The organism is Streptomyces sp. NPDC031049 (assembly GCF_055571015.1).
This window is the reverse complement of the sequence record NZ_JBVIGC010000021.1, coordinates 87,906-107,400: the sequence shown is the minus strand read 5'-3', so window position 1 is coordinate 107,400 and position 19,495 is coordinate 87,906. Positions and strand designations below refer to the sequence as shown.

Sequence of the window (19,495 nt, the reverse complement as noted above, 5' to 3'; positions counted from 1 at the left end):
CGGCCGGGGCCGACGGCAGGGGACGGGCCCGGGGCGGGCCCGCAGGCCGCGGACGTGCTCAGGGAGGCGGAGGTGAGCGGCATGGGTGCCGGGAGGGAGCGGGAGCGGCTGCTGGACGAGCTGTCCACCGTCTCCCGTCGCTGTCTGGCCTCGTACGCCCTGTTCAACCAGGCCGCGGCCGACCGGCTCGGCCTGCACCCCACCGATCTCCAGTGCCTGAACCTGCTGGTCCTGGAGGGGCGCCCGGTGACCACGGGCCGGATCGCCGAGCTGACGGGGCTGACGACCGGTTCGGCGACGCGGCTGGTGGACCGGCTGGAGCGGGCGGGGTACGTCGTCCGGGAGCGGGACGCGGCCGACCGGCGGCGGGTGCTGGTGGCGACGGTGCCGGAGCGGATCGCCGAGTTCCGGCGGATGTGGCAGCGGCTCGGCGACGGCTGGGGGACGCTCTTCGAGGACCTGGACGAGGCCCAGCTGACGCTGCTCATCGATCATCTGCGGCGTACGACGGAGTTCAGCGCGACGCAGGTGGAGCGGTTGCGGGGCGGAGCGGTCTGAGCGGGGGTGGAATAAGACCGACAGGGGGTTCGTTCAGCGGTATAGTTGAACGGTCAACAACTTGGAGGTTGAGCGACCATGCAGTTCGGGATCTTCTCCGTCGGCGATGTCACACCGGACCCGACGACCGGCCGTACGCCGACCGAACGCGAGCGCATCAAGGCCATGGTCGCCATCGCGCTGAAGGCCGAGGAGGTCGGGCTGGACGTCTTCGCGACCGGCGAGCACCACAACCCGCCGTTCGTGCCGTCGTCCCCCACCACGATGCTCGGCTACATCGCGGCCCGGACGGAACGGCTGATCCTGTCCACCTCCACCACGCTGATCACCACGAACGACCCGGTGAAGATCGCCGAGGACTTCGCGATGCTCCAGCACCTGGCCGACGGCCGCGTGGACCTGATGATGGGCCGCGGCAACACGGGGCCCGTCTACCCCTGGTTCGGCCAGGACATCCGGCAGGGCATCAACCTCGCCGTCGAGAACTACGCCCTGCTGCACCGGCTGTGGCGCGAGGACGTCGTCGACTGGGAGGGGAAGTTCCGCACCCCGCTCCAGGGCTTCACCTCCACGCCCCGCCCGCTGGACGGCGTGCCGCCGTTCGTCTGGCACGGCTCCATCCGCTCCCCGGAGATCGCCGAGCAGGCGGCCTACTACGGCGACGGCTTCTTCCACAACAACATCTTCTGGCCGGCCGACCACACCAAGCGGATGGTCGAGCTGTACCGGAGCCGCTACGCCCACTACGGGCACGGCACGCCCGAGCAGGCGATCGTCGGCCTCGGCGGCCAGGTGTTCATGCGGAAGAACAGCCAGGACGCGGTGCGCGAGTTCCGGCCCTACTTCGACGTGGCGCCGGTCTACGGGCACGGGCCCTCGCTGGAGGACTTCATGGCCCAGACCCCGCTGACCGTCGGCTCCCCGCAGCAGGTGATCGAGCGGACGCTGGGCTTCAGGGAGTACGCCGGCGACTACCAGCGCCAGCTGTTCCTGATGGACCACGCCGGGCTGCCGCTGAAGACCGTGCTGGAGCAGATCGACATGCTGGGCGAGGAGGTCGTGCCGGTGCTGCGCCGGGAGTTCGCCGAGAACCGGCCCGCCGACGTGCCGGACGCGCCGACCCACGCCTCGCTGCTGGCCGACGCCAGGAAGGAGAACGCCGCATGAAGCTCGTCGTCGTATCGGCGGGGCTGGGCGTCCCGTCCTCGACCCGGCTGCTGGGCGACCGGCTGGCCGCCGCCACCGGTGCGAGCGGCACCGAGGTGATCGAGCTGCGCGACCTCGCCGTGGAGATCGCGCACAACTTCACCAACGGCTTCCCCGGGCCGGCCCTGGCCGCCGCGTTCGACGCGGTGGCGGGCGCCGACGGGCTGATCGTCGTCACGCCCGTGTTCTCGGCGTCGTACAGCGGGCTGTTCAAGTCCTTCTTCGACGTGCTGAGCGTGCACGACCAGGACGCGCTGGCCGGCAAGCCGGTGCTGATCGCCGCGACGGGCGGCACCGCCCGGCACTCCCTCGTCCTCGACCACGCCCTGCGCCCCCTCTTCGCCCACCTCAAGGCCGTGGTCGTCCCGACCGGGGTGTACGCCGCCTCGGAGGACTGGGGAGCCGGCGGCGCGGAAGGTCTCGACGTGCGCATCGAGCGGGCGGCGGGGGAGCTGGCGGCGCTGACGCGGGGCCGGGTCGCCGCCCGGGAGCCGTCGTCCGACGTGCCCGAGGTTCCGGGGCCGTCGTCCGACGTGCCCGAGGTCGTGCCGTTCGAGGAACGGCTCGCGGCGCTGCGGCAGGCCGGGTGAGCCTTCCGGGGCCGCTCGGGGCGGCGCGGGTGAGAGACGGGTAAGAGGGGTTCCGCCCCGCCCGGGCCCTGCCCGGAGCCCTTGGCAGACTGGACGGGTGACCCAGACCGTGCTGCTGGCCGAGGACGACCGCGCCATCCGCAACGCCCTGAAGCGCGCGCTCACCCTGGAGGGCTACCGGGTCACCGCGGTCGCCGACGGCGTCGAGGCGCTCGCGCAGGCCCACCGGGGCCGGCCGGACGTCCTCGTGCTGGACGTGATGATGCCCGGCCTCGACGGCCTCCAGGTCTGCCGGGAACTGCGCGCCCAGGGCGACCCGACCCCGATCCTGATGCTGACCGCGCTGGTGGAGACCGCCGACCGGATCGCCGGGCTGGACGCCGGTGCCGACGACTACGTCGTCAAGCCGTTCGACGTCGAGGAGGTCTTCGCCCGGCTGCGCGCCCTGCTGCGCCGCACCGCCTCCGCGGGGGCGGCCGGGACGGCGCCGGCCCGGGCGCCGAAGGCGCCGGAGCAGCCACCGGCCCGCCACCTCGGGGCGGCCGGTGTACGGATGGACCCGGCGGCGCGCCGCGCCTGGCGGGGCGAACGCGAACTGGAACTGACCCGGACCGAGTTCGAGCTGCTGGCCCTGCTGGTCCGCAACGCGGGCATCGTGCTCGACCACTCCACCATCTACGACCGGATCTGGGGCTACGACTTCGGGCCCGGCTCGAAGAACCTCGCCGTCTACGTCGGCTATCTGCGCCGCAAGCTCGACGAGCCGGGCGCGCCGCAGCTGATCCACACGGTGCGCGGGGTGGGCTACGTGCTGCGGGAGGACTGAGTGCCCGCTCCCGAGCCGGGCTCGCGAGGGCCCGGGGGCTACGCGCCGCCGCCCGTGGGGGCGGTGCCCTACGGGCGCAGGCCCCGGCTGACCTCGCTGCGCACCACCTTCGCCGTGTCGTTCGCGGCGGTGACCGCCGTGGTCACGGTGCTGGTCGGGGTGCTCTCGTACAGCGCCGCCGCCCGGCTGGTCCGCGTCGACCAGGAGACCGTCTTCGGCCAGGTCGTGCGGGAGCTGCGGGACGAGGTGCGGCAGCAGCGGATGACCCCCGGCGACTTCCTCTCCTCCGCGCCCGGCCACGACGTGGTGCGCCCGGCCCGCACCGACGTGCAGGTGCTCGGCCCGGACGGCACGGTGACCGACGACTCCGGTCCGCGGCTGCCCGTCACCGACGCCGACCGGAGGGTCGCCGCCGCCGGCACCGCCGGGCGGATGGTGGCGCACCAGGACGTGTACGTCGGCGCCGACGTCTACCGCGTGACGACCGTCGCCCTGGGCGGCGGCCGGGGCGCGGTCCAGGTGGCGCAGGAGTTCAGCGACACCGAGGACCTGCTGCGGGCGCTGCAACGGCGGACGCTGCTGCTGATGGCGGCGGTGGTGGTGGCCGCGGGGCTGTTCGGCTGGTGGCTGGCCCGGCGCATCACCCGCCGTCTCGTCGCCCTGACCGCCGCCGCCGAGGACGTCGCCCGCACCCGGCGGCTCGGCATCCAGGTCCCCGTCACCGGGCACGACGAGGTGGGCCGCCTCGGCCGGGCCTTCGACCGCATGCTGGGCCGGCTCGCCCAGTCGGAGGAGGACCAGCGCCGGCTGGTCCAGGACGCCGGTCACGAACTGCGGACGCCGCTGACCTCGCTGCGCACCAACATCTCGCTGCTGCGCCGGATCGACGAGCTGCCGCCCGACACCCGTGAGGAGCTGGTCGCCGACCTCGGCCAGGAGGCCCGTGAACTGACCGACCTGGTCAACGAGCTGGTCGACCTGGCCGCCGGCCAGTCGGACACCGAGCCGCCGCAGCGTGTGGACCTCGCCGAACTCGCCGACGACGTGGCGGGGCCGGCCCGCCGCCGTACCGGCCGGACGATCGTCGTGCAGGCCGGCGGCGACACCGCGGTGCAGGGCCGGCCGGGGATGCTGACCCGGGCCCTCTCCAACCTGGTCGAGAACGCCACCAAGTTCGACCCCGACGGGGTGGCCCCCATCGAGGTCACCGTGACCGGCCCGGACCGCCACCGGGCGCCGGGGCCCGCCGGGGGAGCTGCCGCCCGGGTCGTACGGGTCGAGGTCCGCGACCGCGGCCCCGGTATCGCCGACATCGATCTGACCCGGGTGTTCGACCGCTTCTACCGTGCCGCCGACGCCCGTTCCCGGCCCGGCTCCGGCCTCGGCCTGTCCATCGTGCGCGAGGTGGCCCTGGCCCACGGAGGGGCGCCGTTCGCCTCCCGCCGGGCCGGCGGCGGCTCGGTGATCGGCTTCACGGTCGGCCAGGGGACTGCGGTCGGCCGGGGGACCGGCGAGGACGGCGCCCCGCCGGAAGGGCACAGGAAGTGACCCGGAAGTGAGCCCGAAGTGATCCGGAAGCGCCCTGGAACCCTCCTGCCGCTGGTGGCGGAAGCGGGGGTCCGGGTCGGATGGGCGTATGACGACGTCAAGGGGCCCCACGAGCCGCGGCATCGGCGTCGGCGCCGGCCGTGCCGGGCAGGGTGCGCAGCAGTCCGCCGACGGCCGCCAGGTCCGTCCTCGCGAGATCGTCGGGGCGGATGACGACGCGCAGCTCGGGTGCGGTGGTCGGTTCCCGGCGGGCGTGCGCGGCGAAACTCTCTATGATCATGAACAGCAGCTGCGTACGGTCGAGTTCGACCACCCGGGCCAGTCCGGTGCCGACCAGCGGTATGGCCACCGGCTTGAACATGCCGTACCGGGCGACCGACCGCCACAGGGAGTCGAGGCTGGCCCGCAGGTCGTCCGGTGCGGAGCGGGCCACCAGGTCGTTGCCGAGCCGGGAGTAGGCGACCGCGAACACCCGGCGGCCGTCGACCACGAGGGGCACGGTGGTGCCGAGGGGGTAGCGGACCCGCCGGCCCCGGGGCTTGTCCTGGGGGCGCTCGGTGCCGCAGGGCGTGACGGAGCGCAGCCCCGCCTGGAGCCGGTCGTCGAGGAGTTTGCGTTCGCCGTTGAACAGGCGCTCCACCAGCTGTCCCTGGACGCTGTCCCGGCTGATGACCAGGTCCTGCTCGGTGGCGGTGTCGAAGGTGTCCGTGAAGCCGACCACCAGATTGGCGTCGTCCTGGGCGAACAGGTCGCCGCGGACCACCACCAGGTCGCGGCCGGACCCGGGGATCGGCTGGCGCAGCAGTTCCTGGCCGTGCCGCTCCCGCAGCCGGGAGCGCAGCGTCTGGAGCAGCGCCGTGACCTCCGGGTCGTCCGGCCGCTGGAGCGCCAGGCGCTCGGCCACGGGCACCGCCAGGTCGTAGCGGCCCAGTTCGGTGTGCGCGGTGATCAGATGGCGTCGGGCCGTCTCGTGCAGCGCCGTGAGCCGGCGCACCAGCGGCCGGGCGAACGGCTCGTCGCTCAGGTCGGCCAGCGGACGGCCCGTCACCAGGTCCAGGGCGGTCATGAGCTGGTGCGCCGCCGACGCCGGGGCCGCGAAGAGCGCCGAGCCGACCAGTTCGGTGAACTCCGCGCAGTCCAGTTCGTCACGGCCGAGCGCCAGCCGGTACGCCGTCTCGGGCGTCGGGGCCGCGAGCAACTGCTCGGTACGCAGCACGCGCTGGCCGGTCCCGTCCTGCGCGGGGTCGAGGGCGCGGCGCAGTTCGAGCACGCGTTTCTGGACCTCGTTGCGGGCCCGGCCGGCCTGTCCGGGACCGGTGTGGGAGGCGCCCCACACGTCCTGGTAGAGCCGCCGGACCGGCACCGGATCGCCCTCGGCCGCCACCAGCCGCAGGAGTAATCGCTTGGTCAGCGGGGTCAGGCGGCCCGGCTCGCCGTCGACCTCGACCCTGGTCCGCCCCAGTACACAGACCCGGATGCGCGTCATGACACGTGGTCTCCACTCGCTCCGCGCTCCCCCCGTCTCAGGCCGCGGGAGCGGTCTCGGCAGACTACCAAGCGGGGATTTGGGGGAGTTGTGGTTTTCAGGGGTTCGGTGAGGGGCCGGACGCCCGGTCCGGGCCGGATACGGCGGGCGGGGTGGCGGCCGGTGGGCGGGGCCCGGGGGCGGCGGGCGTTCGTGGTCAGCGCGATGGCCGCGTTCGGCGGGGTGTCGGCGGTCGTGCAGTTCGTCGGCCAGCTGTTTCCCGAGGTGCTGGACCCCGCGCCGGTGCTCGGCGGTTCGGTGCTGCTCTGTCTGGCCTGGGCGGTGGCGCGCAGCCGCCGGCCCACGGCCGTGGCCCAGGACTTCCGGCGGCCGAACATGACCGTGTCGGTGGGGCGCGGCGACCTCTTCGAGGAGCCGGCGCATCTCGTCGTCGGCTTCAGCGACACCTTCGACACCGACGTGCGCGACGGCATCGTCATCAACGGCGCCAGCGTGCAGGGCCAGTTGCTGCACCGCCGCTACGGCGGTGACACCGAGCGCCTCGACGGGGAGCTTCGGGCGGCGCTGCGCGAGGTGGCGCCGGTGGCCCGCGAGCGGCGGGCGGACAAGCCGCACGGCAAGCTGGACCGCTACCCGGTGGGGACGGTCGCGGTGCTCGGGACCCGGCCGCGGCTGGTGTTCGCGGTCGCCTACAGCCGGATCGGCAACGACTTCGTCGCCCGGTCGAGCACCGAGGAGCTGTGGCTGAGCCTCAACCGGGTGTGGGACGCGGTCCACCGGCACGGGCAGCTGGACCGGGTGGCGCTGCCGCTGATCGGCTCGGGGCTGTCCCGCCTGCACGGGCTGGACGAGGAGAGCCTGCTGCGGCTGATACTGCTGTCCTTCATCACCCGGTCGAGGGAACGGGTGATCTGCCGTGAGCTGCGGATCGTCCTGCGTCCGGCCGAGGCCGAGCGCGTCGACATGACCGAGGTCGCCGCGTTCCTCGGGGTGCTGGCGTCCGACCCCGGCGACACCGGCTGAAACGCCGCCGCCCCCGAGGCGGGCCCGCAGGTGCTCGGGTCCGCCCCGGGGGCGGTTGTGCCGTCCCCCGGGCGGCACACGAACCGCCGTGCCGCGCGGGCCGGCGGTGGTCCGGGCGAGGCCTCCGAGGCCGTGCCGTCAGGCACTGGCGGCGTCTCGGGGCCGTCACCGATGGGGCGCTCGGGGCGTCGGCGGCAGGCGCTCAGGCCTGCTGCCGACAGGCGCCCGGGGCCGCTGCGGATCGCCGCTCACGGCGACTTCCGGCAGCGGCTCGGGCCTGGCCGGAGGCGGGGCTCAGGGCCGCCGCTGATAAGCGCTCAAGTGGCGGAACGGCCACGTCTGACGCCAGTCGGAGCCCGTGTCGTTGACGGCGCAGCCCGCCCGCTTCAGCCGTTCCACCACCTTCCCGAGGGCGGTCTCGGAGCCGTCGAAGCGGATGACGTTGCGGCCCGCGATGTCCGCGATCGGGCGTACCCGGCCGACCTCGACGATCAGTGTGCGCTCGGCGTAGGTGGCCAGCACCATGCCCAGCTCGATCAGGACGTTCGGCCGGGGCTGGCCGACGGGTCCGGTCTCGTGGGGCGGCTCGTCGGGGCCGTGCAGGTCGGGGTGGAGGGAGACGACGTCGTCCGGGGTGAGCAGCACCAGCGCGGCCTGCGCCTGCCCCGGGGCGGCGGCGACCACGTCACCGAGGAACGGCGCCGTCTGGCCGGTCGCGCCGACCAGGTCCTCCCACTCCTTGGGGCGCAGGTCGAGCCGGCGCAGCAGCTCGAACATCTCCCGGCGGACCTGCTCGTCCCGGCCGTGCACGACGAAGACGCTGCGCGCCACGTCGGAGGGGGCCGCCGGGTCCGGCCGGTGCCGGCCGCCCGCCGGGCCGGGGCCCGCCGCCCGGTCCGGTCCGGGAGCCGGAGCGGCGACGACGGGGGAGTTGTCGCCGAAGGACTGGGTCCCGCTGTTGCCGACGCTCTGGTTGCCGCCGAAGTTGTTGTTGCCGCCCTCACCGAAGGTGATGTTGTCGAAGCTGTTGCCGCTGAAGTCGTGGCCGCTCATGCGGGCCGCCTCTCCCGGGTGATGCCGGAGTTGGTGCCGAAGGTCTGGGTCCCGCTGTTGCCGACGCTCTGGTTGCCGCCGAAGTTGTTGTTGCTGTTCGCGCCGAAGTTCTGCTGGAGGATGTTGGTCTGGTTGGCCTCGTGCTCACGGGTGTCGACGTCGTGGTCGTAGAGGAAGTCACCGATGATCTGCAACAGATGGCGCTCGACGATCTGGGTGTACTTGCGGGCGTCGCTCTCCTGGAAGAAGTGGTGGAAGACGTTGGGCGTGGCCAGTTCCCGCACGCTGGCGCGGGCGCCGCAGTCGACGACCGTGTGGGCGTAGCGGCCCAGCCCGAACTCGCTGTGGTCGGTGGGCCGGGTGATCTCGACCTTGACGGTGTCCGAGCCCAGCTTGCGCGGCAGGCGTTCCTTCAGCGGGTTCATCATCAGCCCGAGCAGCTCACCGGGCGCGCTGCGCAGCACGTGCCAGGCGATACGGCACATCAGCGCGCCGTCGATCCGCTCGGGCAGCCGGTCCACCAGGCGGAAGCTCTGCGAGATCGGGGCCAGGACGTAGGTGTAGAACTCGGTGTGCAGGGTGGTGCCCTTGATGTCGAATCCGACGAACACCGTGGTCACCAGCTCCTGCTGCCAGGAGCCGATCCGGATGCACAGGTACTCGCGGCCGGCGTCGTAGTCCTCCCGCCAGTGCTCGTCGGGGCCGCTGAAGGCGTCGGGCTCGTCCTCGTCGACGAGCCGGACGGCCTTGGTGAACCGGCGGCGCTCGACGGACAGCAACCGGACGCGGTCGGCCTCGCGGGGCTTGCGCGTGAGCTCGTCGAGCATCTGCCGCTGCACCCGGTCGGTGATGTCGCCGGCCGTGAACGGCACGATCGGGCGCCGCCGGACCTCCCGGTGCCCGTCCGCGTCACCGGGCGAGCCGTTCTGCTGCGGCAGCAGCGGGCCGCCCTCGAACGGGGACTGCCCGAAGGGGCCGGCGGGCTTCTCCGGGCGGCCGATCAGCAGTTCGGCGTTGGACCAGCTGCGCCACAGCTGTCCCGCACCGACGAAGGGCTTGTAGCCGCCGTAGTAGACCGTGTCGGAGGCCTGCTCGGCGGAGATCTTCTGCACGATCCTCGACGTGAGGTGCCGGCTCTTCGGGTAGCTCGCGTCGAAGCCGGGGCGCTCCTCCGGCGGCGCGAGGTGCTCGGTGAGCATCCGCAGGACCGCCAGCCGGCGCAGGAACATGGTGGTCCAGGCGAGCCAGCCGAACAGCAGCCAGGCGACCAGGGTGTCCAGCCATCCGGCGAACGAGGCCAGGACGATGACGGCGGCCCCGCCGGCCAGCGTCAGCACCTGCTGGCGGCGCAGACCGGCGGCGGCCAGCGCGTGGGCGAGCACGGGCACCGCGTCGTAGCCGTAGGACGGGGCCACGACCCGGTAGCGGTGGGTCAGCAGCTCCCGGAGGACCGCCTTGCGGTAGACCGGGTCGAGGTAGGTGCCGGCGCACAGCAGCCGGGTGGCGTTGCTCGTGGCGTCGGGCGGGGGCGGGGCGTTGTGTGCGGTCATGGGCCTGGTCACTGCCTCTCGCTGACGTCCGCGTCGGTGATGACGCCGTCCAGAACCGTGTAGCTGCCGTCGAACACCTTCCGCGTGCCGTCCGTCTCCCGCGACGTGACCGTGGCGGTGACCACGTCGCCCTCGACGCCCTCGACGGTGACGGCGACGTCGGCCGTGGTGGCGAAGCCGGCGGTGTAGGACCCGTAGTCGGCGGCGAGGTTCTGGCCGCCCATGTTCCAGGCGGTCACGTAGTCGCCGCTGTCGATCGCGGCGAAGTAGGACATCACCGTCCGCGCCTTCGGATCGTCCCCGTACGCCCCGCCGGTCGCGTCCGCGGACTCCTCGGTGGGCTCGTCGGCCGGGTACCCGGTGGGCTCGTCGGTCGAGTAGCCGTCGGCCGGGTACCCGTCGGTCGGGTAGCCGGTCGGGTAGTGGTCCGTCGGCTCGTCGGAGGCGCCCTCGGTCCAGGACGGGCCGTCACCCGAGTCGCCGGGCGCCCCGTCCCCGGTGCCGCCGCCGAACGGCATCTCGCCGCTCCAGTGGTCGGGGCCCGAGTACGGGGCGTCGTCCTCGCCGGACGTCCCGAGCACGATCGCCAGCACGACGATCAGGACGAGCGGCACAGCGATGATGATCAGGGCGTTGTTGCGTATCCGGCCGGGTTCGAGGGTGAGGGCCGGTGCGGCATAGGAGCCCTCGGGTCTTCCCGGTACTCGTGTCGTACTCATCTGTCACCTAACTGCTGCCGGCGTCCGGCGCGGAACCGGTCGGCCCGCGGCGTGCCGGCGTGCCGTGTGCGTGGCCCGATCGGACCAGGGACGCCGCTTCCGGCACCAGTTCCCGCCGCTTCCGAAGCTCTTCCGATCGGCTTCGGACGGGACGGCGGACGACGCGTCAGCGCAGGGGGCGGCCCCTCGGGTTCGCCGCCCCCGCGTGGGCCGCACGGTGGGTCATCCGGCGGCTCCGCCCCGCGCGTCGATCTCGGCGACGAGGGCTTCCACGCGGGCCCTGATCTCGTCGCGGATCGGGCGGACGGCGTCGACGCCCTTGCCGGCCGGGTCCTCCAGGGCCCAGTCGAGGTACTTCTTGCCGGGGAAGACCGGGCAGGCGTCACCGCAGCCCATGGTGATGACGTAGTCGGAGGCCTGGACGGCCTCGGGGGTGAGGACCTTCGGCTCGGCGCCGGCGATGTCGACGCCGGCCTCCCGCATCGCCGCGACGGCGGCCGGGTTGACCCGGTCACCGGGGAGGGAGCCGGCGGAGCGGACCTCGACGCGGTCGCCCGCGAGGTGCTGGAGGAATCCGGCGGCCATCTGCGAGCGGCCGGCGTTGTGGACGCAGACGAACAGCACGGAGGCGAGCGGAGCGGAGGACATGCGTTCTTCCTTCGTCAAGGTGGTGGAGGCGCGAGGGGCCCGTGGACCGGCCCCGGCTTACGTCAGCGCCGGATGATGTGAAAGTATCAGCCCATGCTGACGTCAGTCGACACTGACCTGATCCGGGTGCTCGCCGACCCGCTCAGGCTCCGGATCGTGACCCTGCTCGCCCGCGAGACGCTGTGCACCACCCACCTCGTCGAGGAGACCGGCGCCCGGCAGACCAACCTCTCCAACCACCTCCGCGTGCTGCGCGAGGCCGGGGTCGTCGAAACCGAGCCGTGCGGCCGCTTCACCTACTACAGACTCCGCCCGGACGTCATCGCGTCGCTCGCCGGGCGGTTCGCCGACCTGGCCGAGTCCGCCCGTACCGCCGCCGACAACAAGAGGGCCTGCCCGTGACCCGCACCGAAGCACCCGCGACGCCCCAGGAGGCGTCCGTCGTCGCCAAGCTCTCGACGCTCGACCGCTACCTGGCCGTGTGGATCCTGCTCGCCATGGCCGTCGGCCTGGGACTCGGGCGTGCGATCCCCGGCCTGAACGACGCCCTGGCGAAGGTCGAGATCGGCGGCGTCTCCCTGCCGATCGCGCTCGGTCTGCTGGTCATGATGTATCCGGTCCTGGCGAAGGTCCGCTACGACCGGCTCGACGCCGTCACCGGCGACCGGAAGCTGATGATCTCCTCGCTGGTCGTCAACTGGGTCCTCGGCCCGGCCGTGATGTTCGCGCTGGCGTGGATCTTCCTGCCGGACCTCCCCGAGTACCGCACCGGCCTGATCATCGTCGGCCTGGCCCGCTGCATCGCCATGGTCATCATCTGGAACGACCTGGCCTGCGGAGACCGGGAGGCCGCCGCCGTACTGGTCGCCCTCAACAGCGTCTTCCAGGTGATCGCGTTCGGCCTGCTCGGCTGGTTCTACCTCGACCTCCTCCCCGGCTGGCTCGGCCTCGGCGACGGCGAGCGTCTGGACGTCTCGATGTGGGAGATCGCCCTGAACGTGGTCGTCTTCCTCGGCGTCCCGCTGCTGGCCGGCTTCCTGACCCGCCGCATCGGCGAGAGGACGATGGGCCGCGAGGGCTACGAGCAGAAGTTCCTGCCGAGGATCGGCCCCTGGGCGCTCTACGGTCTGCTCTTCACGATCGTGATCCTCTTCGCCCTCCAGGGGAAGACGATCACCTCGCAGCCGCTGGACGTCGCGCGGATCGCGCTGCCGCTGCTGGTGTACTTCGCGGTGATGTGGTTCGGCACCTTCGCGCTGGGCAAGGCCGTCGGCCTGGCCTACGACCGCACGGCCACCCTCGCCTTCACCGCCGCGGGCAACAACTTCGAACTGGCGATCGCGGTCGCCATCGCCACCTTCGGCGTCACCTCCGGCCAGGCCCTGTCGGGCGTGGTCGGTCCGCTGATCGAGGTGCCGGTACTCGTGGCGCTGGTGTACGTCTCCCTGGCGTGGCGGCGGAAGTTCACGGCACCGCCGGGGGTGTCGCCCAGCGCCTGAGGAGCTGAGCACCGGAGCAGCTGCTCAGCTGAGCACCTGACGCCAGGCACCGGGCGTGGTGCCCGGCGTCAAGGGCCGGACGGGGCCGCGCGGTCAGGCCGCCGCGGCGGTGGTGGTCAGCAGCTTGCCCATCGCGGCGAGCACGGACGGCTCCACCCGGTAGTAGACCCAGGTGCCCCGGCGCTCGGAGGTGAGCAGGCCGGCCTCCTTGAGCTTCTTCAGGTGGTGGGAGACGGTCGGCTGGGAGACGCCGACGTCGGAGATGTCGCAGACGCACGCCTCGCCGCCCTCGTGGGAGGCGACGGCGGAGAACAGCCGCAGGCGGACCGGGTCGCCGAGCGCCTTGAACATCCGCGCGGCCGTCTCGGCCTCCTCGGCGGTCATCGGCCGCTCGGTCAGCGGCGGGCAGCACGGCACGACGGCCCGGCCGTCGACGGGCTCGGCCAACGGCAGCACCTTGGTATTCGACATGCGTCTATGTTGACACGCGTCGAACCCATGGGCGAGAGCTGTCACGGGCGAGCGAGGTGGGCGGCGAGGCGACGGGCGATGCGGGCGGCGTCCCGGCCCACGCCGCGCAGGGAGTTCGACGACAGGCTGCGCTGCCACTCCAGCCCGGCGAACGCCAGACCCGGCACGCCCGTGGCGAGGCCCTCGCGGTGCCGCGGCAGGCCCGAGTCGTCGAGGGCTCCGTCGAGGCCGGTGAGATAGGGCAGGTGGGGGCGGTAGCCGGTGGCCAGCAGGAGGGTGTCCACCTCCTCGCGGGCGCCGTCCGGCCAGAGCAGCCGAGTGCCGTCCGTGCCGGTGAACAGGGGCCGCCGGTCCGGCCGGCCGGCGGCGAGCGCGGCGCGGTAGCGGCCGTCGTCGATGACCGGCTGCGTCGCAGGCGTGCGCCTGAGCCGGCCGAGGGGCGCGGTGTCCAGGCCGGTGCGCCGCAGCCAGAAATGCAGATCGCGGCCGAGGAGGCGCTGCGGTACGAACCTCACCGGGTTCCGGCTGGCGAGCGTGACCGTTGCGGAGCGGGCGAGTTCGGCGGCGATCTGGACGGCGGAGTTGCCCGCGCCCACGACGACGACGCGCTGCCCGGCAAAGGGCCCGGGACGGCGGTACCGCGCCGAGTGCAGCACCCTGCCGGTGAAGCCGTCCAGGCCCGGCAGGGCCGCGTGGTGCGGTCGGGCGAAGCTGCCCGACGCCGCGATCACGGCACGCGCGGCGAGCCGGCCGCCGCCCTCGGTCTCCACCTCGAACCCGGCGGGGGCCCGGCGCACGGCGGTGACCCGCTGTCCGGTGCGGATGTCGGCGTCCAGGCGGTCGGCGTAGGCGGTGAGGTAGGCGACGACCTCGTCGCGGTGGGGGTGGCGGTCCGGGTCGGCGCCCGGGAACGCCATGCCGGGAAGCGAGCTGTACCGGGCCGGGGAGAAGAGCGTGAGGCTGTCGTAGTACTGCGGCCACGACCCGGCCGCCCTGCCGGACGCCTCCAGGACGACCGGGCGCAGTCCTTGCCCCAGCAGGGCGTGGGCGGCAGCCAGTCCGGACTGCCCGGCGCCGATGACGACTACGTCCGCGTACTCCATGAACGACCCCATGAGTTCGATGAATGTCTATGTTGACGCACATCGAAACAGGTGCCATGCTGGCAGCGCAAGACATCGACGCCCATCAAAACAAAAGCCTCGCCATGGCCACCGCACAGGCCCGGCCCGCCATGGCCGCCACCCCGCGCACCGCCGGTCCCCGCGCCCTCCCGGCAAGGAGAAGATCCTCATGAGCACCCAGCAGCCCCCCGTCGTCGTCATCGGAGCCGGCCCCACCGGGCTCGCCGCCGCCGCGCACCTCGTCGGGCGCGGCATCGAGCCGCTCGTCCTGGAAGCGGGCGACGGCGCCGCTGCGGCCGTCCGCGAGTGGGGTCACGTGCGGCTGTTCTCCCCCTGGAGCGAGATCGTCGACCCGGTCGCCGAGAAGCTGCTGGCGCCCACCGGCTGGACCCGGCCCGACCCGGCGACGTACCCCACCGGCGCGGACTGGGCGGAGCTGTACCTTCAGCCGCTCGCCGACGTCCTCGGCGACACCGTCCGCCTCGGCGCCACCGTCACCGGCGTCTCGCTGGCGGGACGCGACAGGATCGTCGACGCCGACCGCGAGACCCAGCCCTTCGTCGTCCACACCACCCGCACCGACGGCCGCGAGGAACGGGTCCTCGCCCGCGCCGTCATCGACGCGTCCGGCACCTGGACCACACCGGGCCCGGCCGGCGGCAGCGGCCTGCCCGCGCTCGGCGAGAAGGCGGCGGCCGACCGCGTCACCTACCGCGTCCCCGACCTCCGGGACCCGGCCGTACGCGCCCGCTACGCGGGCAGGCGTACTGCGGTGATCGGCTCCGGCGCCTCCGCGTTCACCGCGCTGGCCTCCCTCGCCGAACTGGCCGGGTCCGAGGACGGCACGGGGACGCACGCGGTGTGGGTCCTGCGCCGCGGCATCTCCGGCTCCACCTTCGGCGGCGGCGAAGCCGACCAGCTGCCCGCCCGCGGCGCCCTGGGCCTGGCGGCCAAGGCCGCCGTCGACGACGGCCACGCCGACGCCGTCACGGGCTTCCGCACCGAGGCGTTCGAGCGCGACGGCGCCGGACGCCTGGTGCTGGTGGGTGAGGACGGCCGCCGGCTGGAGCCGGTGGACGAGGTGATCGTGCTGACCGGCTTCCGCCCCGACCTGTCCTTCCTCTCCGAGATCCGCCTCGGCCTCGACGAGCGGCTCCAGGCCCCGGTGCGGCTCGCCCCGCTGATCGACCCCAACCAGCACTCCTGCGGCACCGTCTACCCGCACGGTCACCGCGAGCTGTCCCACCCCGAACCGGGCATCCACCTGGTCGGCATGAAGTCCTACGGCCGCGCCCCGACGTTCCTCGCCATGACCGGCTACGAGCAGGTCCGCTCCGTCGTCGCCGCGATCGCCGGCGACCTCGACTCCGCCGACCGCGTCGAACTCACCCTCCCCGAGACCGGAGTCTGCGGTGGAGCCGGCCTGTTCGACGCCCCTGACACGCAGCAGACCGACGACGCCGGCTGCTGCGGCTGACCCCGCCCCCTCTCCACCCACCAGGAGGTACGTCATGTCCCGCGTACAGCTCGCCCTGCGCGTCCCCGACCTCGACGCGTCCGTCGCCTTCTACACCAGGCTGTTCGGCACCGAGCCCGCCAAACTCCGCGACGGCTACGCCAACTTCGCCGTCTCCGAGCCCCCGCTCAAGCTCGTCCTGATCGAAGGCACCGAGGAGGAGGCGACCCGCCTGGACCACCTCGGCGTCGAGGTCGAGTCGACCGAGTCCGTCCGCACCGCGACCGCCCGCCTGGCGGAAGCCGGCCTCGCCACCGTCGAGGAGAACGACACGGAGTGCTGCTACGCCCTCCAGGACAAGGTCTGGGTCCACGGCCCCGGCCGGGAGCCGTGGGAGGTGTACGTCGTCAAGGCCGACGCCGGCACCCTCGCCAAGCAGCAGGGCAGCACCTGCTGCACCACCCCGGACACCACCGCGGCGGACACCGGGAAGCCCACGGCAGCGGCCGGCTGCTGCTGACCCAGCACACGACGAGGACCCCGCACACGACGAGGACCCCGCTCACCACGAGGACCCCGCACACGGCGAGGGCGGAGCCCGACGGCTCCGCCCGGTCCGGCAGGCAACCGGCTCAGGGCCACACCAGGCAGTACGGCTGATGCCCCGCCTCATGCAGCCGGTGGCTGAAGTCCTGCCACTCGTGCAGCAACTGGTACACGTTGAACGCGTCCCGGGGCCCGCCCCGGTCCGGGACCGTCGACCAGATGAAGGCCGCCGCGCCGACCGCCTCCTCGCCGATGCCGCGCAGCGGGTCGACGACGGTCATCGGCAGCTTCACGACCGCGTAGTCGGGGTGCAGGACGACCAGTTCCAGCGGGGGGACCTTGTGGAGCGGGACGCCCTCGATGCCGGTGAGGACCATGGCGGCCATGGTCTCCGGCTTGATCTTGGTGAACATGCCGTTCATGCCGAGCTCGTCGCCGCCCAGTTCCTCGGGGCGCATGGAGATCGGGACCCTGGCCGCGGTCGCGCCGTCGGGCGCGCCGAAGTACTTGTACGTCACCCCCACCCGACCACCATTCCTGCTCCCCGCCGCCGGACGGTCGACCCGTCGGTCGTGCCGGTCGGGCTCGCTCGGTACGCCCTGCGCACCGAATGCCTGACGTGCCTCGGTCGTGTCCTCCGCCTCGCGCCGGTGCCTTCCCCGCCGGGCACGTCGAGGACCCAGATCGCCGGTCCCCTCGCCCAGTCCGCCACCGCGATGCATATCTCCACCCGACTGCTTTTCTAGGACGCGTGGCCCCCGCCGCGCAACCCGATCATCGTGTCAGTGACCTCCCCCACGGCCGCCCGCCGAAACGTGCGGTGAAACATCTGTCCGCGGGATGTCCTCGGCCCCCGCTCGCAGGCCCCGTGTGAGCTGCGTGTACCGGGTACCAGTCTTGCAGACGACACGGCGCCGGGGCGGGTTGTCCGATCACCGGGTCGTCATGGCCCTCCGGTCACCGGGCCGTCATGGCCTTCCGGTCACCGGGCCGTCACGGCCTTCCCCTCACCGGCCCGTCGCGGCCTTTCGCCGAGGTCCGCCCCCGGCCCCCCGCCCCCGCTGGCCTACCCTGAGGAGGTCACCCACGCATCCGGAGTCCGAGAAGCCCGAGAAGCCGGAGAAGAAGGACGAGAAGGTCGGAGAAGTCGCAGGTCATGAGCGAACAGGCATACCCGTACGAAGCCCCGGCCTCGCAGGCCCTTTTCGACCGTGCGGCGGCCGTCACGCCCGGTGGCGTGAACTCCCCGGTGCGGGCCTTCCGCGCCGTCGGCGGCACGCCCCGGTTCATGGTGTCCGGGACGGGGCCGTACCTCACGGACGCCGACGGGCGGGAGTACGTCGACCTGGTCTGCTCCTGGGGGCCGATGATCCTGGGGCACGGGCACCCCGAGGTGATCGCCGCCGTGCAGGAGGCCGTCGCCCGCGGCACGTCCTTCGGCACGCCCGGTGAGGGCGAGGTCGCGCTCGCCGAGGAGATGATCGCCCGGATCGCCCCGCTGGAGCAGGTGCGCCTGGTCTCCAGCGGCACCGAGGCCACCATGTCCGCCATCCGGCTCGCCCGCGGGTTCACCCGGCGCACCAAGGTCGTCAAGTTCGCCGGCTGCTACCACGGGCACGTCGACTCGCTGCTCGCCGCCGCCGGCTCCGGCGTCGCCACGTTCGCCCTGCCCGACACCCCGGGCGTCACCGGTGCCCAGGCCGGCGACACCATCGTGCTGCCGTACAACGACCTGGAGGCCGTGCACGAGGCCTTCCACCGCCACCCCGGCGAGATCGCCTGTGTGATCACCGAGGCCTCGCCCGGCAACATGGGTGTCGTCCCGCCGCTGCCCGGCTTCAACCAGGGGCTGAAGGACGCCTGCCGGGAGAACGGCGCGCTGTTCATCTCCGACGAGGTCATGACCGGCTTCCGCACCAGCCGGGCCGGGTGGTACGGCGTCGAGGGCGTCGTCCCCGACCTGATGACCTTCGGCAAGGTCATGGGCGGCGGCTTCCCGGCCGCGGCGTTCGGCGGGCGCGCCGACGTCATGGCCCACCTCGCCCCCGCCGGCCCCGTCTACCAGGCCGGCACCCTCTCCGGGAACCCGGTCGCCACCGCCGCCGGTCTGGCCCAGCTGCGGCTGCTCGACGACGCCGCCTACGACAAGGTCGACGCCGTCTCCGAGCAGATCCAGGGCCTGGTGACCGAGGCGCTGGCCAAGGAGGGCGTCGCGCACCGGTTGCAGCGCGCCTCCAACATGTTCTCCGTCTTCTTCACCGACCGGGAGGTGCGGAACTACGAGGACGCCAGGGCGCAGGAGTCCTTCCGGTTCACCGCCTTCTTCCACTCGATGCTGGCGAGCGGCGTCTATCTGCCGCCGTCGTCCTTCGAGTCCTGGTTCGTCTCCACCGCCCACGACGAGCGGGCCGTGCAGCGCATCGCCGACGCCCTCCCGGCGGCGGCCCGGGCGGCGGCGGAGGCCACCGCATGAGCACCGCGGCCCACGACAACGGCGACATCACCGTCGTCCACCTGATGCGGCACGGCGAGGTCGAGAACCCGGACGGCATCCTCTACGGCCGCCTGCCCGGCTACCACCTGTCCGAGCTGGGCCGGCGGATGGCCGACCGGGTCGCCGAGCACCTCGCCTCCCGGGACGTCACGCACGTGGTCGCCTCCCCGCTGGAGCGGGCGCAGGAGACCGCGACGCCGATCGCGAAGGCGCACGGGCTGGACCTGGACACCGACGAGCGGCTGATCGAGGCCGAGAACGTCTTCCAGGGCAAGACGTTCGGCATCGGTGACGGCGCCCTGCGCCGGCCCGGCAACTGGCGGCACGTGGTCAACCCGTTCAAACCGTCCTGGGGCGAGCCCTACGTCGACCAGGTCGTGCGCATGATGGGCGCGCTGAACACGGCGAAGGACCGGGCCCGCGGCCACGAGGCGGTGCTGGTCAGCCATCAGCTGCCGATCTGGATCGTGCGGTCCTACGTGGAGAAGCGCCGGCTGTGGCACGACCCGCGCAAGCGGCAGTGCACGCTCGCGTCGCTGACGACGTTCACCTACCAGGGCGACCGGATCGTGTCCGTCGGCTACACCGAGCCGGCCCGCGACCTGGTCCCGGCCCATCTCCTCGCCGGTGCCAGGCCGGCCAAGGGGCAGACCAAGGCGTACGGGGCCTGAACGGGCGTCAGCCGGGTGGTTCGCCCG

Annotated in this window: 20 protein-coding genes; 12 read left to right on the top strand and 8 right to left on the bottom strand. The window is 73.1% G+C overall.

Annotation, left to right across the window (positions count from 1 at the left end):
• Positions 1 to 81: 81 nt before the first annotated feature.
• The 5 genes from ACZ45Q_RS29145 to ACZ45Q_RS29125 all read left to right on the top strand — a co-directional run bounded on the left by ACZ45Q_RS29145 (position 82) and on the right by ACZ45Q_RS29125 (position 4,728).
• Positions 82 to 558 (top strand): MarR family winged helix-turn-helix transcriptional regulator, encoded by a 477-nt coding sequence (locus tag ACZ45Q_RS29145; RefSeq protein ID WP_468266791.1) that lies wholly within the window; start codon positions 82 to 84, stop codon positions 556 to 558.
• A gap of 78 nt (positions 559 to 636) precedes the next feature.
• On the top strand, positions 637 to 1,725 hold the full coding sequence (locus ACZ45Q_RS29140) for an LLM class flavin-dependent oxidoreductase (protein ID WP_468266716.1): 1,089 nt from the start codon (positions 637 to 639) through the stop codon (positions 1,723 to 1,725).
• Positions 1,722 to 2,354: an FMN reductase gene (locus tag ACZ45Q_RS29135; RefSeq protein WP_468266714.1), complete on the top strand. Its 633-nt coding sequence runs from the start codon at positions 1,722 to 1,724 to the stop codon at positions 2,352 to 2,354. Before ACZ45Q_RS29140 ends, ACZ45Q_RS29135 begins: the two co-directional genes overlap by 4 nt.
• Positions 2,355 to 2,451: 97 nt before the next feature.
• Positions 2,452 to 3,180 carry a response regulator transcription factor gene (locus ACZ45Q_RS29130; RefSeq protein ID WP_468266711.1) on the top strand — a complete coding sequence of 243 codons (729 nt, stop codon included), beginning with the start codon at positions 2,452 to 2,454 and terminating at the stop codon, positions 3,178 to 3,180.
• Positions 3,181 to 3,234: 54 nt separating this feature from the next.
• Positions 3,235 to 4,728: a HAMP domain-containing sensor histidine kinase gene (locus ACZ45Q_RS29125; protein ID WP_468266789.1), complete on the top strand. Its 1,494-nt coding sequence runs from the start codon at positions 3,235 to 3,237 to the stop codon at positions 4,726 to 4,728.
• Between the two features lie 97 nt (positions 4,729 to 4,825).
• Here ACZ45Q_RS29125 and ACZ45Q_RS29120 read toward each other — a convergent pair whose 3' ends face one another.
• Positions 4,826 to 6,214, bottom strand: coding sequence for a macro domain-containing protein (locus ACZ45Q_RS29120; protein ID WP_468266709.1), 1,389 nt, complete (start codon positions 6,212 to 6,214; stop codon positions 4,826 to 4,828).
• A 162-nt stretch (positions 6,215 to 6,376) separates the two neighbouring features.
• Between ACZ45Q_RS29120 and ACZ45Q_RS29115 the strand changes: the two genes are divergently transcribed.
• A complete protein-coding gene (locus ACZ45Q_RS29115) occupies positions 6,377 to 7,237 on the top strand; it encodes a macro domain-containing protein (protein WP_468266707.1) in 861 nt (286 codons plus the stop codon).
• Between the two features lie 294 nt (positions 7,238 to 7,531).
• Here the strand turns inward: ACZ45Q_RS29115 and ACZ45Q_RS29110 are convergent, their stop codons facing one another.
• The 4 genes from ACZ45Q_RS29110 to ACZ45Q_RS29095 all read right to left on the bottom strand — a co-directional run bounded on the left by ACZ45Q_RS29110 (position 7,532) and on the right by ACZ45Q_RS29095 (position 11,207).
• Positions 7,532 to 8,290, bottom strand: coding sequence for a TIR domain-containing protein (locus ACZ45Q_RS29110; RefSeq protein WP_468266705.1), 759 nt, complete (start codon positions 8,288 to 8,290; stop codon positions 7,532 to 7,534).
• Positions 8,287 to 9,840, bottom strand: coding sequence for a hypothetical protein (locus ACZ45Q_RS29105; protein ID WP_468266703.1), 1,554 nt, complete (start codon positions 9,838 to 9,840; stop codon positions 8,287 to 8,289). The genes ACZ45Q_RS29110 and ACZ45Q_RS29105 overlap by 4 nt, the downstream gene beginning before the upstream one ends.
• 8 nt (positions 9,841 to 9,848) lie before the next feature.
• Complete coding sequence (locus ACZ45Q_RS29100; RefSeq protein WP_468266701.1) at positions 9,849 to 10,559, bottom strand: hypothetical protein; 711 nt, start codon at positions 10,557 to 10,559, stop codon at positions 9,849 to 9,851.
• Positions 10,560 to 10,781: 222 nt separating this feature from the next.
• Positions 10,782 to 11,207, bottom strand: a complete 426-nt coding sequence (locus ACZ45Q_RS29095; protein ID WP_468266699.1) for an arsenate reductase ArsC — start codon at positions 11,205 to 11,207, stop codon at positions 10,782 to 10,784.
• Positions 11,208 to 11,300: 93 nt separating this feature from the next.
• Between ACZ45Q_RS29095 and ACZ45Q_RS29090 the strand changes: the two genes are divergently transcribed.
• Together ACZ45Q_RS29090 and arsB are read left to right on the top strand one after the other, a co-directional pair.
• Entirely contained in the window at positions 11,301 to 11,609 is a 309-nt protein-coding gene (locus ACZ45Q_RS29090) for an ArsR/SmtB family transcription factor (RefSeq protein ID WP_468266697.1), read from the top strand.
• On the top strand, positions 11,606 to 12,706 hold the full coding sequence (gene arsB, locus ACZ45Q_RS29085; RefSeq protein ID WP_468266695.1) for an ACR3 family arsenite efflux transporter: 1,101 nt from the start codon (positions 11,606 to 11,608) through the stop codon (positions 12,704 to 12,706). The genes ACZ45Q_RS29090 and arsB overlap by 4 nt, the downstream gene beginning before the upstream one ends.
• Before the next feature lie 93 nt (positions 12,707 to 12,799).
• On the opposite strand, the gene ACZ45Q_RS29080 is transcribed toward arsB, so the two are convergent.
• Together ACZ45Q_RS29080 and ACZ45Q_RS29075 are read right to left on the bottom strand one after the other, a co-directional pair.
• Positions 12,800 to 13,177, bottom strand: coding sequence for an ArsR/SmtB family transcription factor (locus ACZ45Q_RS29080; protein WP_468266693.1), 378 nt, complete (start codon positions 13,175 to 13,177; stop codon positions 12,800 to 12,802).
• A 41-nt stretch (positions 13,178 to 13,218) separates the two neighbouring features.
• On the bottom strand, positions 13,219 to 14,280 hold the full coding sequence (locus ACZ45Q_RS29075) for a flavin-containing monooxygenase (RefSeq protein WP_468266691.1): 1,062 nt from the start codon (positions 14,278 to 14,280) through the stop codon (positions 13,219 to 13,221).
• 190 nt (positions 14,281 to 14,470) lie between these two features.
• Between ACZ45Q_RS29075 and ACZ45Q_RS29070 the strand changes: the two genes are divergently transcribed.
• Both ACZ45Q_RS29070 and ACZ45Q_RS29065 read left to right on the top strand, forming a co-directional pair.
• Positions 14,471 to 15,778, top strand: a complete 1,308-nt coding sequence (locus ACZ45Q_RS29070) for an FAD-dependent oxidoreductase (protein WP_468266689.1) — start codon at positions 14,471 to 14,473, stop codon at positions 15,776 to 15,778.
• A 34-nt stretch (positions 15,779 to 15,812) separates the two neighbouring features.
• Positions 15,813 to 16,277, top strand: a complete 465-nt coding sequence (locus tag ACZ45Q_RS29065) for an ArsI/CadI family heavy metal resistance metalloenzyme (protein WP_468266687.1) — start codon at positions 15,813 to 15,815, stop codon at positions 16,275 to 16,277.
• 112 nt (positions 16,278 to 16,389) lie between these two features.
• Here ACZ45Q_RS29065 and ACZ45Q_RS29060 read toward each other — a convergent pair whose 3' ends face one another.
• Positions 16,390 to 17,025: a hypothetical protein gene (locus ACZ45Q_RS29060; protein ID WP_468266685.1), complete on the bottom strand. Its 636-nt coding sequence runs from the start codon at positions 17,023 to 17,025 to the stop codon at positions 16,390 to 16,392.
• Between the two features lie 434 nt (positions 17,026 to 17,459).
• Between ACZ45Q_RS29060 and hemL the strand changes: the two genes are divergently transcribed.
• Positions 17,460 to 18,776, top strand: coding sequence for a glutamate-1-semialdehyde 2,1-aminomutase (gene hemL, locus ACZ45Q_RS29055; protein WP_468266683.1), 1,317 nt, complete (start codon positions 17,460 to 17,462; stop codon positions 18,774 to 18,776).
• Positions 18,773 to 19,468, top strand: a complete 696-nt coding sequence (locus tag ACZ45Q_RS29050; RefSeq protein WP_468266681.1) for a histidine phosphatase family protein — start codon at positions 18,773 to 18,775, stop codon at positions 19,466 to 19,468. Before hemL ends, ACZ45Q_RS29050 begins: the two co-directional genes overlap by 4 nt.
• Positions 19,469 to 19,495: the final 27 nt, after the last annotated feature.

Bases quoted from the DNA above. Each gene is read 5' to 3' on its own strand.
- ACZ45Q_RS29145 (WP_468266791.1), top strand. From the start codon at position 82: ATGGGTGCCGGGAGGGAGCGGGAGCGGCTGCTGGACGAGCTGTCCACC.
- ACZ45Q_RS29140 (WP_468266716.1), top strand. From the start codon at position 637: ATGCAGTTCGGGATCTTCTCCGTCGGCGATGTCACACCGGACCCGACG.
- ACZ45Q_RS29135 (WP_468266714.1), top strand. From the start codon at position 1,722: ATGAAGCTCGTCGTCGTATCGGCGGGGCTGGGCGTCCCGTCCTCGACC.
- ACZ45Q_RS29120 (WP_468266709.1), bottom strand. From the start codon at position 6,214: ATGACGCGCATCCGGGTCTGTGTACTGGGGCGGACCAGGGTCGAGGTC.
- ACZ45Q_RS29110 (WP_468266705.1), bottom strand. From the start codon at position 8,290: ATGAGCGGCCACGACTTCAGCGGCAACAGCTTCGACAACATCACCTTC.
- ACZ45Q_RS29105 (WP_468266703.1), bottom strand. From the start codon at position 9,840: ATGACCGCACACAACGCCCCGCCCCCGCCCGACGCCACGAGCAACGCC.
- ACZ45Q_RS29100 (WP_468266701.1), bottom strand. From the start codon at position 10,559: ATGAGTACGACACGAGTACCGGGAAGACCCGAGGGCTCCTATGCCGCA.
- ACZ45Q_RS29095 (WP_468266699.1), bottom strand. From the start codon at position 11,207: ATGTCCTCCGCTCCGCTCGCCTCCGTGCTGTTCGTCTGCGTCCACAAC.
- ACZ45Q_RS29090 (WP_468266697.1), top strand. From the start codon at position 11,301: ATGCTGACGTCAGTCGACACTGACCTGATCCGGGTGCTCGCCGACCCG.
- ACZ45Q_RS29080 (WP_468266693.1), bottom strand. From the start codon at position 13,177: ATGTCGAATACCAAGGTGCTGCCGTTGGCCGAGCCCGTCGACGGCCGG.
- ACZ45Q_RS29075 (WP_468266691.1), bottom strand. From the start codon at position 14,280: ATGGAGTACGCGGACGTAGTCGTCATCGGCGCCGGGCAGTCCGGACTG.
- ACZ45Q_RS29070 (WP_468266689.1), top strand. From the start codon at position 14,471: ATGAGCACCCAGCAGCCCCCCGTCGTCGTCATCGGAGCCGGCCCCACC.
- ACZ45Q_RS29065 (WP_468266687.1), top strand. From the start codon at position 15,813: ATGTCCCGCGTACAGCTCGCCCTGCGCGTCCCCGACCTCGACGCGTCC.
- ACZ45Q_RS29060 (WP_468266685.1), bottom strand. From the start codon at position 17,025: ATGCATCGCGGTGGCGGACTGGGCGAGGGGACCGGCGATCTGGGTCCT.
- hemL (WP_468266683.1), top strand. From the start codon at position 17,460: ATGAGCGAACAGGCATACCCGTACGAAGCCCCGGCCTCGCAGGCCCTT.
- ACZ45Q_RS29050 (WP_468266681.1), top strand. From the start codon at position 18,773: ATGAGCACCGCGGCCCACGACAACGGCGACATCACCGTCGTCCACCTG.